The 9990-nt window shown below is 75.1% G+C and carries 9 protein-coding genes; 6 read left to right on the top strand and 3 right to left on the bottom strand.

Annotated elements, in window-relative coordinates:
- Positions 1–89: 89 nt before the first annotated feature.
- Positions 90–695 carry a hypothetical protein gene (locus ACLQ2W_RS12465; protein WP_425786519.1) on the bottom strand — a complete coding sequence of 202 codons (606 nt, stop codon included), beginning with the start codon at positions 693–695 and terminating at the stop codon, positions 90–92.
- A gap of 314 nt (positions 696–1009) precedes the next feature.
- Between ACLQ2W_RS12465 and ACLQ2W_RS12460 the strand changes: the two genes are divergently transcribed.
- The 3 genes from ACLQ2W_RS12460 (at position 1010) to ACLQ2W_RS12450 (ending at position 3351) form a co-directional block, all read left to right on the top strand.
- A complete protein-coding gene (locus ACLQ2W_RS12460; protein ID WP_425786518.1) occupies positions 1010–2152 on the top strand; it encodes a sensor histidine kinase in 1143 nt (380 codons plus the stop codon).
- Positions 2149–2754 carry a response regulator gene (locus tag ACLQ2W_RS12455; RefSeq protein ID WP_396778014.1) on the top strand — a complete coding sequence of 202 codons (606 nt, stop codon included), beginning with the start codon at positions 2149–2151 and terminating at the stop codon, positions 2752–2754. Before ACLQ2W_RS12460 ends, ACLQ2W_RS12455 begins: the two co-directional genes overlap by 4 nt.
- 63 nt (positions 2755–2817) lie before the next feature.
- The gene (locus tag ACLQ2W_RS12450; protein ID WP_396778016.1) at positions 2818–3351 is read left to right on the top strand and encodes a 2'-5' RNA ligase family protein; all 534 of its coding nucleotides are present in this window, start codon (positions 2818–2820) and stop codon (positions 3349–3351) included.
- 40 nt (positions 3352–3391) lie between these two features.
- Here the strand turns inward: ACLQ2W_RS12450 and ACLQ2W_RS12445 are convergent, their stop codons facing one another.
- Complete coding sequence (locus ACLQ2W_RS12445) at positions 3392–5587, bottom strand: family 43 glycosylhydrolase (RefSeq protein WP_425786517.1); 2196 nt, start codon at positions 5585–5587, stop codon at positions 3392–3394.
- Positions 5588–5770: 183 nt separating this feature from the next.
- Between ACLQ2W_RS12445 and ACLQ2W_RS12440 the strand changes: the two genes are divergently transcribed.
- The 3 genes from ACLQ2W_RS12440 (at position 5771) to ACLQ2W_RS12430 (ending at position 9372) form a co-directional block, all read left to right on the top strand.
- Entirely contained in the window at positions 5771–6727 is a 957-nt protein-coding gene (locus tag ACLQ2W_RS12440) for a hypothetical protein (RefSeq protein ID WP_425786515.1), read from the top strand.
- A gap of 4 nt (positions 6728–6731) precedes the next feature.
- Entirely contained in the window at positions 6732–8318 is a 1587-nt protein-coding gene (locus tag ACLQ2W_RS12435) for an asparagine synthetase B family protein (RefSeq protein WP_425786514.1), read from the top strand.
- Positions 8319–8379: 61 nt separating this feature from the next.
- Complete coding sequence (locus ACLQ2W_RS12430; protein ID WP_425786513.1) at positions 8380–9372, top strand: linear amide C-N hydrolase; 993 nt, start codon at positions 8380–8382, stop codon at positions 9370–9372.
- Here ACLQ2W_RS12430 and ACLQ2W_RS12425 read toward each other — a convergent pair.
- Positions 9369–9983 carry an HDIG domain-containing metalloprotein gene (locus tag ACLQ2W_RS12425; protein WP_425786512.1) on the bottom strand — a complete coding sequence of 205 codons (615 nt, stop codon included), beginning with the start codon at positions 9981–9983 and terminating at the stop codon, positions 9369–9371. The two genes, ACLQ2W_RS12430 and ACLQ2W_RS12425, sit on opposite strands and share 4 nt — an antisense overlap.
- Positions 9984–9990 lie beyond the last annotated feature (7 nt).

The following is a 9990-nucleotide window of genomic DNA, read 5'->3' as shown; positions in this document are numbered from 1 at the left end:
GGGACCGGCGTCCCAGTCGCCTGGTCCGCGGCCGTGGGCCCCCGCCCCCCCCCGGTGCGGAGGGAGCGTCGCCGCACGGGCTGTTCGGATCAGTAGTTGAGGGAGCAGAACTCCGGGTGGCCGACCGCGGTGCCGGTGCACTCGACCCGGGCGTCGGTCGGGTACACCTTGACCGTCATGGTCGAGGTGAAGTTCGCCGGTGTGAACGTCAGCGATCCGCCGACGCCGAACGGCTGTCCGCTGACGGTGCCGGAGAAGTTGCGCCCCCAGGTGGCCGCCGTGCCGAGCGTGTACGGCCCGCCGACGGCGGTGGGCGGCGTGCCGGACTTGGTGTAGCTCTTCCGTTCGAGGTTGGTGGTGACGCCGCCGCTGGTCCGGTCCGCGTTGCTGGACACGATCTTGGCGTAGGTGACCGAGCTGCCGTTCGAGCACCACTCGACGTTCATGGTCATGAAGGCGGTGGTGGCGCTGACCGTGCCGGTGCTGCCGTTGGCGTAGACGACGGGCACGTTGAGCTCGTTCACCGGGATCTTCATCTGGAGCCGGTAGGCGCTGCCCGAGGCCTGCGCGCAGGTGCCCTGAAGGTATCCGGTGTACGTCGCGGCGCTGGCCGGCGGCGCGGCCACCGCGACCAGGCCGGCCGCGCATCCGGCGGCGAACAGCGAACGAATCATGTTGCGGGTGACTCGCGACATTTCCTCTTCCTCTTTCTCGTCCCACGCGAGGTGGGACACCGGCAATTGTTCCTGCGTCGGGGCGCAGGGTGGGGTGGAAGCGTCCGGCGTTCGCCCGGCTCGCATCAGCGCTGGTCAAGCCGACCTGAGCGGCTGGTCAACGCGAATTCCGTTCCCCGCTCCCATTCGTATCATCCGATCCCGGGGAATGCACCCGGAGAAAGGTGAATTGCTTTTGCTGTCACAACAGTTGACCCGGAAACTGTCTTAGCATTTTTCTTTCCGCGTCACTGAGCTGGCACGGACCCGGCGTGCCACCCCTAGGATCGGCGGGCATGACTGTCGATCCGGCGGACCACCGGCTGCGCCGGGCCCGGCGCGTCACCCTGCTCTCGCTGGGCACGAACGGGTGGACCACGGTGCTGCTGCCCGCCGTCGGCCTGCTCCGGGAGCCGGACCCGGTGCGGGCGGTGCTCGGCGTGCTGGGGTTGCTCGGCTTCACGGTGGCCCAGGTGGCGGTGCTGCACGCGGCGGTCACGCCCTGGCTCGCCGCCCCGGCCCGGCGCCGCCGGCATCTCGCGCTGGCGGTGGCCGCGCTGCTCAGCCTGCCGCTGGTCGGCCCGGTGGCGGGCGGCGCCTGGCCGACCTGGGCGTGGCTGGGGGCGTCGCTGGTCGGCATGACGCCGTTGCTGTTCCGGCCGGCGGTGGCGGTGGCCGCGGCGGCCGGGGTGCTCGCCGCCGCGGCCGGGGTCACCGTGGCGACCGGCGGACCGCTGCCCACGGCGCTGCTGGTCGCCGGCGGGGTGGGCGCCGGGATCGCGCTGCTCACCTGGGTCCAGGTGTGGTTCTGGGACCTGCTGGTCGAGGCCCGGCAGGGGCAGGCGGCCGGGGCGCGGCTCGCCGCGACCGAGGAGCGGCTGCGGTTCGCCCGCGACGTGCACGACCTGCTCGGCCACGATCTCACCGTGATCGCGCTGAAGGCCGAGCTGGCCGAGCGGCTGGCGTCGGTGGACGCCGCCCGCGCCGGGCGGGAGGCGGCCGAGGCGCGTCGGCTCGCCGCGTCGGCGTTGACCCGGGTCCGCGCCACCGTGCACGGCTACCGCGCCGTCGACCTGGCCGAGCAGGCGGCGGCGGTGGGGGAGGTGCTGCGCTCCAGCGGGGTGCGCTGCACGGTCGAGTCGCCGGTCGGTGCGCTGCCCGCCCCGGTCGCCGCCGACCTGGCCGCCGTGCTGCGCGAGGCCGGCACGAACGTGCTGCGGCACAGCCGGGCCGGCTGGTGCCGGATCGAGATCACCCGGGACGATGGGCTGGTGACGCTGACCGTACGCAACGACGGCGTCCGGGGCGACGGCCCGGACGCCTTCAGCGGTGGCCTCCGTGGCCTCGCCGACCGGCTCGCCCCCTCCGGTGGCCGCGTCCGGGCCTGCACCGAGGACGGCGTGTTCAGCCTGGTGGCGACCGTGCCGGTGACGCCGTGATCCGGGTGCTGCTGGCCGACGACGAGGAGTTGATCCGGCTCGCGCTGGCCGCGCTGCTCGACCTGGAACCGGACATCGAGGTGGTGGCGCACGCCGCCGACGGGCGGGCCGCCCTGGCCGCCGCGCTGGCCCACCGCCCGGACGTCGCGGTGCTGGACCTGGAGATGCCGCCGCCCGACGGCGTGGCGGTCGCCGCCGAACTGACCCGCCTGCTGCCCGGGTGCGCCCCGGTGATCCTCACCGGTCACGGCCGACCCGCCCAGCTCCGGCCGGCGCTGGCGGCCGGGGCGCGCGGGTTCCTCGCCAAGGGCGCTCCCGGCGGCGCGCTGGCCGACGTGATCCGCCGGGTGCACTCCGGCGCGCGCTACGTCGACCCGGCGCTCGCCGCCGACGCGTTGACGTTGCCCGAGTGCCCGTTGACCCCGCGCGAGCTGGAGACGCTGCGACTGGCGGAACTGGGCACCCCGGTCGCGGTGATCGCCCGCCGGACCCACCTGGCCGCCGGGACCGTCCGCAACCACCTCAGCGCCTGCGTGCAGAAACTCGGCGCCGCCGACCGGGCCGAGGCGGTCCGGCGGGCCCGCGAGGCCGGCTGGCTCTGACCCGGGCGGTCCGCAACCGGGTACCGGACGTCCCCGCCGTCCGCCGGGGACTAGCCTGATCCCGTGCGGACGGTGGAACTGCTCTGCTCACCCGAGCTGGACGCCACGGTGCGGGCAGCCTGGAGCCGGCTCGCCGCCGCCGGCCTGCCCAGCCTCGCCCGCAACACGCACCCGACCAACCGGCCGCACCTGACGCTCGCCTCGGTCGACGACTTCCCGCCCGGCGCCGAGCAACGCCTCGCCGACCTCTGCGACGCCGCGTTGCCGCTGCCCGTCCGGCTCGACCGGCTGGCGGTCCTCGACGGCAGCGCGCCGCTGGTCTGGCTGGTCCGTCCGACGCCGCAGCTGGTCGCGCTGCACGGCGCGGTCTGGGACGTGCTCGCCGAGGCGTCCGGCCCGCACCCGTGGCACCTGCCCGGTCGCTGGGTGCCGCACCTGAGCCTGGCGTTGCGTTTCCGGGGGGCGGACCGCCGCCGCGCCCGGGCGGTCGCCGCCGCGGACCGCCCGGGCGGGGAGTTCGTGGCCGCCCGCAGCTACGACGGCGACACCCGCACCGTCACCGAGCTGACCGCCACCTGCCCGCGCCCCGGCGGCTGAGCCGGGGCCGCCCACGCGGTGGGGGCGGCCCCGGACGCGGTCAGCGGTGGAAGCGGAGGTAGTCGAACTCCGCCGTCACCGCCGGCGTCGCGCCGCCGTGGGCGACCAGGCCGATCCGCGGCGTGGTGTCGGCCGGGAAGGTCCACACCGCGCCCCACGTCCAGTGCGTCCCGTCCCGGCTGGAGCCGGCGCGGAACTCGTGCTCGCCGGTGACCCGGTCGACGTGGTGGGCCAGCCGCAGCCAGGTCGTGGTCCCCGGGGCGCCGACGATGCTGCCGCCGTAGACCGGCTGGCCGGCGAAGGGCAGCTCGTAGCCGAACTCGACCTGCCGGGTGTTCCAGATGGCCACCTGGCTCAGCCGGGCGAACCGGTCGTCGTCGACGTACGCGACGAGGCCGGCCTGCTGGTAGTTGCGGACCGTCTCCTCGCCCAGGTCGAGCGTCACCTTGGTCTCCGCCACGTAGTCACCGGCCGGCGCGTCGCGCAGCAGCACCCCGGCGGTGTTGGCGGTGCCGGAGAGGTCGGCGTCCTGGACCGGCCAGCGCAGCGCGCCGCCGGACACGGTCGCGGCCGGGTCCTGGCGCACCCACCGCCAGGCCGGGTCGAGGCCGCCCGAGAACTCGTCGGACCAGTCGCGCAGCACCGGGCCGACCCGGGGCGGGGCGACCTCGTGCCGCACCGGGCGGTACAGGCGGGCGGCGCTGACGTTGTCGAACTCGGCCGGTCCGCCCTCGGCGCGCAGCGCCAGTGGGCCGTCCGCCGGCCGGGGGAGCCGCACCGACACCCGGGCGACCGGGTCGCCGAGCCGGGACGGGCCGAGCGTGGCGACGAGCTGCCGCCCGCGTACCTCCACGGCGAGGTTGTGCCGGTCGCGCAGGTCGGTGCCGGCGGGCAGCGGCACGCTGGCGGTCCCGGCGGCCAGCCGGCCGCCGCCGACCCGGACGTCCACCGTGCCGAGCCGCAGCCCGGCCGTGGTCGCGCCGGTCAGCCGCAGGTCGGTCTCGACCCGCAGGTCGCCGCCGAGGCCGGTACGCGAGGTGAGCGTCCCGGTGCCGGTCAGCACACCGCCGGTGGCCCGCCACGAGCCGGACCCGGTCCGCCAGCCGCGCAGGTCGGCGGTGTCGAAGCGGGCGTCGACGCGACCGCTGGTGACCGGCGCGGGACGGGCGCCGTCGGAGGGGCCGGCGCCGGCGTTCACGGTCGGCCATCCGCCGATCCAGTCGAGGCGGTCCAGCAGCATCGGCCGCTCGTTGACGCCGAACGGCTCGTCCAGGTAGGGGTCGGCCCGGTCGATCGCGTGGTAGGCGATCCAGTCCTGCCCGGACAGGTCGGTGAGCACCGCGTTGTGGCCGGTGCCGATCCACCGGTTGCCGTTCTGGGTCAGCACCGGCGTGCCGCCGGCCCGGGAGACGTCGAGGCGCTGGCCCTCGCGGTCGACGAACGGGCCGCGCGGGTCACGGGCGCGGCCGACCTGGACGGAGTAGCCGGTGGCCGGGCCGGCGCAGCAGTTCGCGGTGGAGGCGAAGAGGTAGTACCAGCCGTCGCGGCGCAGCGCGTACGCGCCCTCGAACTTGTTGTCCACCGCGACCGCTGTCGACGTGCCGACCGCGCGCAGCCCGTCGGGGGTCAGCTCGGTGACCGAGATGCCGCCGTAGTAGCTGCCGTAGTAGAGGTAGGAGCGGCCGTCGGCGCCGGTGAGCTGGCTCGGGTCGATGGTCCACAGGTAGCCGCCGCCGGCGCCGGGGCGCGGGGCGACCACCGGCGTGTCGACGAACGTCCAGGGGCCGGCCGGGCTTGGCGCGGTGGCCACGCCGACGGCGGTGTCGAACGTGTCGTCGGAGACGGTGGTGTCGGTGACGGTCAGGTACATCACCCATCGCCCGCCGATCCGGCGCACGTCGGGCGCCCAGAACGCGGAGCCGGGCGCGGCGTAGGCGGGCCGCTGGTCGGCGCTGAACGCGTCACCCACGTAGCTCCAGTCGACCAGGTCGGTGGAGCGGGCGATGGGCACCCGGTGGGCCCGGCCCTCGCCCTCGCGCAGCGGGTCGGAGGTGCCGAAGGCGTACCAGATGCCGTCGTCGCCGCGGACCACGACCGGATCGGCGAAGGTGTCGGCGAACCCGGCGGAGACCGGGTTGCGGTAGCGGTCGGGCCCGGCGGCGGGCGCGGGCGTCGCCCCGGCGAGCGTCAGGGTGAGTACGGCGGCGAGCACGCCGCCGCGGTGGAGGTGTCGCATCGGGCCTGCCTCGGAGTAGACGGAGGTCACTGCGGTGCACACGTTTGTACAGCGTTGGATACAACGTTGTAAAGAACCGTTCGGAGGAGAGTGGGCGCATTGCCCCCGGCACTCCCGTCCCGGGTGATTACGTGAGGTGCAGACCCCGTTGCACCGTGTCCCGACGAGAGGGGACGCCAGACCATGCGAGTGCCCAGCCGTAGCCCCGGTCGCCAGCCCGGCCCCACCGCCGCGTCCACCGCTCCCGCCCGCCGGCTGCCGGCCGTCGACCGGCACGCCGCCGGGCCCGACCTGGCCGCCTACCGGGCGGCGGTGGCGGACCTGCTGGTCGAGGTGGGCGCGTTGGCGGACGCGCCCTCGACCACCGCCCGGCAGGTGCTGCTCGACCAGCGGCTGCGCGAGCCGGCCATCGCCGCGGTCCTGGACGCCACCCCGCAGGGGCTGGTCGGCGCGCGGGAGACGCTGCTGCTGGAGATGGCCCGCTACCAGCCCAACGCGCGCAGCTCGGCGCACGACCTGACCGCGCTGGTCCGGATCTTCCTGCTCTCCCGCGTCGACGTGCTGTGGTGGCGGGACAGCCCGACCTTCCGCACCGACGACCAGGTGCGCACCAGCACCGAACTCGTCGACCTGGAGTGGCTGCGCCGCCGCGGGCTGCTGGAGTTCCGCTACCGCGAGCAGCCCGCCACGGTGCTGGGACGCGGGCTGCACGCGGTCCGGCGCCGGGTCCGCCCGGACGCCAGCCCGCGTACCGCGGGTCTGCTGTTCCGCCGGGCCCGTCGCGAGATGATCGCTCTCCTCAACGACCTGGCCCGGGAGTTCGCCACGGTCACCCGCGTCGGCACGCCGCCGCTCTGGGTGACCAGCCTGGCCCGCAGCGCCGAGCACCAGTACCGGCTGCGCCGGCTGGGGTACGCCGCCATGGTGCCCAGCGGGCACTGCCTGGGCTGGGCGGCCGACGTCGAACTCGACTGGTACGAGCGGTTCGGCGCGCGTACCGCCCTGGCCGAGCTGCTGCTGGGCCGGCAGGAGGCCGGCGAGATCAACGTGGTCGACGAGGGACAGGCCTGGCACCTCTGCCTCGCGCCCTCGGCCCGTCGCCGGTACCGGCGGGCGTACGAGGCCGAGATGGGGTGCTGACCCGATGTGCGGGATCGCGCTGAGCATCGGCCCGGAGGCCGACCCGGCCACCTTCCGGCGGATGCTGGCCGCGCTGGCCCCGCGCGGCGAGGTGACCGAGACCCGGCAGGAGAACGGCCTGCTGGCCGGCGTACGCCGGTTGCGGATCGTGGACCGGGACCGGTCCGTGCAGCCCTGGGTCTCACCCGACGAGCGGCACCTGCTCTGCTTCAACGGCGAGGTCTTCAACCACCACGAGCTGCGCGCCGAGCTGACCCGGCTCGGCCACGTCTTCCGCACCACCGGCGACACCGAGGTGGTGCTCGCCGCGTTCCGCCAGTGGGGCGAGGGCGCGGTGCGCCGGCTGCGCGGCGAGTACGCCTTCGTGGTGGCCGAACGTGCCGGCGGTCGGGCGTACCTGGCCCGGGACCCGCTCGGGGTGAAGCCGCTCTACTGGTCCCGCGGCCCGGGATGCCTGCACCTCGCCTCCGAGGTCAAGGCGCTGGTCGGGCACGGCGCGCCGATCAACGAGGTGCCGCCGGGGCACCATGGCTGGGCCGGGCCCGACGATCCGGTCCGGCTGCGCCCGCACGTCGACCTGCTCACGCTCGGCGCCGGACTGCCGGTGATCGACGACCCGGACGAGGCCGCCCTGCTCGTCCGCGTCGCGCTCACCGACGCCATGCGGATCCGGTTGGACACCGACCTCACCGTGGGTGTGGTGCTCTCCGGCGGCCTGGACAGCTCGCTGGCGTTGCTGCACGCCCGGGAGCTGCACCCGGACTGCGTGGCGGTGACCGTCGGCGCCCCGGACAGCCCCGACGTGGCGTACGCGCGGCGGCTCGCCGCCGACCTCGGCGTGCCGCACGAGGTGATCGAGCTGCGCCCGCGCGACATCCGCCGCGCCGACGTGCGCGAGGCCATCCGGATCTCGGAGCTGACCGAGTACGGCGACATCATCAACGCGGTGGTCTCGGTGCCGATCTTCCGGCGGCTGCGCGAGCTGGGCGTGAAGGTGGTGCTCACCGGCGACGGCTCGGACGAGCTGTTCGGCGGCTATCCCATGTACCACCAGGTCGGGCCGGAGCGGTCCCGCCGGCTGTTCCTGCACAAGATCCGCAACCTGTGCCGGACCGAGTTGCAGCGGGTGGACCGGGCCAGCATGGGGCACGGCGTGGAGGCCCGGGTGCCGTTCCTCGACCTCAGCGTCGTCGAGCTGGCCATGCGGCTGCCGCTGGACCTCAAGCTGCGGGACGGGCAGGAGAAGTGGATCGTCCGGCGGGCCTTCGCCGACCTGCTGCCCGACTACGTCCGGCGCCGGCCGAAGAACCCGATGTCCTACTCGTCCGGGCTGCACGAGCGGGCCCGGCTCTACAAGCCGCTCTTCGCCCGGCTGCACCGCTCCTTCGGCTACGACCTGCTGGAGCCGGTCCGGCGCGACTTCGACAGCGTGCTCACCCGGTGCGGCAACGACCTCGACCGGGCCATCGCCGACGGCGTGGCCCGGCCCGACTACACCGTGCTGGAACACGCCCGGGACCTGGTCGGGGCGGCCCGGTGGAACGCCGCGCCGATGGTGCGCCGGCTGGTCAACCCGCGGCGTACCCCTTGAGCATCGGTTCGCGCTGGTTCCTCGATGGACATCGTGCGTGGTCTCTTCTAGCGTCTCGGGCATGCGGAGGACGCTCATCGCCACCGGTCTCGCACTGCTGCTGCTCGGCACCGGCTGCGGGGAGAGCCGTCCGTCGGCCGGGCCGGCCGGCGTCGGCACCCCGACCGCGTCCCGGCAGGACCCGGGCCAGGCCGAGCGCACGCTGGCCAGCCTGCGCAAGGTCGACGACCTGCCGCTGTACGAGATGACCTACGTCGGCGACTACGACCCGACCGCCGGGGTGGCCGACAGCACGCCGCCGAGCCCGTTCGGCTGCTCGCTGTTCGCCGCGCTCGCCGACCGGGACCGGCCGCTGTTCGCCCGCAACTTCGACTGGCAGCCGAACCCGGCGCTGGTGCTGCGCACCGACCCGCCGGACGGGTACGCCTCGATCTCGCTCGTGGACATCTCCTACCTGGGCGTCCCCGCCGACCCGGCCGGTGACCGACGGCTGCTCGACGCGCCGCTGCTGCCGTTCGACGGGATGAACGAGCGCGGTCTCGCCGTGGGGCTCGCCGCCGACGACGGGGCGCGGGCCGAACCGGTGGCCGGGCGGCCCACCGTCGGCTCGGTGCGCATCCTGCGCCTGGTGCTCGACGCGGCGGCCACGGTGGACGAGGCGGTGGCCGTGTTCGAGCGGTACAACCTGGACTTCGACGGCGGCCCGCCGCTGCACTACCTGCTCGCCGACGCCACCGGGGCGTCCGCCGTGGTCGAGTTCGTCGACGGGAGACTGCGCGTCGACAAGCGTCGGGGCCCCTGGCAGGCGCTGACCAACGTGCCCGCCGTCGGCGTGCCGGACCGGGAGTTGCGCCAGGACCACCGGTACGGCGTGCTGGCCCGGGAGCTGGACCGGGCCGGCGGGACGGTCGACGCCGCCGGCGCGCTGCGCCTGCTCGACGCGGTCCGCCAGTCGCACACCCGCTGGTCGGTGACGTACGGGCTGCGCAGCGGCGAGGTGCGGCTGGTGACCGCCGGTGGCGGCGCCCGCGACTACCGGCTGCCGATGCGTTAGCCGACCGGGTGCCCGTGCCGGCGGGCGAGCACCTCGAGGTCCGGCTCGCCGAACCGCTCGACGAGCGCCGCGAACCGGGCGACCTTGTCCGCGCCGAAGCGCCGCACGGCCGCCGAGTACGAGGCGGCGGTGACGAACGTCGGCGGCGTCGTCTTGCTGTGGAACTTGTCCGCGTACATCACCAGCACCTCCTCCTCGGTGACCGGGGTCCAGTCCGCGACCGGGAGCGGGAGCCGCTGCCGGAGCACGTCCGCGCGGGTGAGGCCCACCCCGGTGTGCCGGGAGCAGAACCGGCCGAGCGTCTCGGGCAGGCCCGACTCCCGCAGCAGCGCGTGGCCCAGCACGCCGTGCCGGACGTAGTTCGCCCGGTCGAACCGGCCGACGGCGTCGTGGAGGCGGTAGACGCCGATGTCGTGCAGCAGGCTGCCGGCCCGCACCAGGGCGACGTCCAGGCCCGCGCCGTGTCGCTCCAGCAGGTGCTCCGCCACCTCGCACACGATCCGGCAGTGCGTCCAGACGAGGTGGAACGCCGCCTCCGTCGGCGCGTGCCGCTCGTGCAACGCCCGGATCTGCGCGTCCGTCGGCACGGCGGTCCGCTGCTCGATCGTCATGTCCCGG

It is taken from the genome of Micromonospora sp. DT227 (assembly GCF_049841835.1).
In the GTDB taxonomy this organism is placed as follows: domain Bacteria; phylum Actinomycetota; class Actinomycetes; order Mycobacteriales; family Micromonosporaceae; genus Micromonospora.
Note: the sequence above shows the minus strand (reverse complement) of the source record. Positions and strands in the feature narration are given on the sequence as shown.

Coding starts and splice junctions, on each gene's coding strand:
- ACLQ2W_RS12465 (WP_425786519.1), bottom strand. CDS start 695: ATGTCGCGAGTCACCCGCAACATGATTCGTTCGCTGTTCGCCGCCGGA.
- ACLQ2W_RS12460 (WP_425786518.1), top strand. CDS start 1,010: ATGACTGTCGATCCGGCGGACCACCGGCTGCGCCGGGCCCGGCGCGTC.
- ACLQ2W_RS12445 (WP_425786517.1), bottom strand. CDS start 5,587: ATGCGACACCTCCACCGCGGCGGCGTGCTCGCCGCCGTACTCACCCTG.
- ACLQ2W_RS12440 (WP_425786515.1), top strand. CDS start 5,771: ATGCGAGTGCCCAGCCGTAGCCCCGGTCGCCAGCCCGGCCCCACCGCC.
- ACLQ2W_RS12435 (WP_425786514.1), top strand. CDS start 6,732: ATGTGCGGGATCGCGCTGAGCATCGGCCCGGAGGCCGACCCGGCCACC.
- ACLQ2W_RS12430 (WP_425786513.1), top strand. CDS start 8,380: ATGCGGAGGACGCTCATCGCCACCGGTCTCGCACTGCTGCTGCTCGGC.
- ACLQ2W_RS12425 (WP_425786512.1), bottom strand. CDS start 9,983: ATGACGATCGAGCAGCGGACCGCCGTGCCGACGGACGCGCAGATCCGG.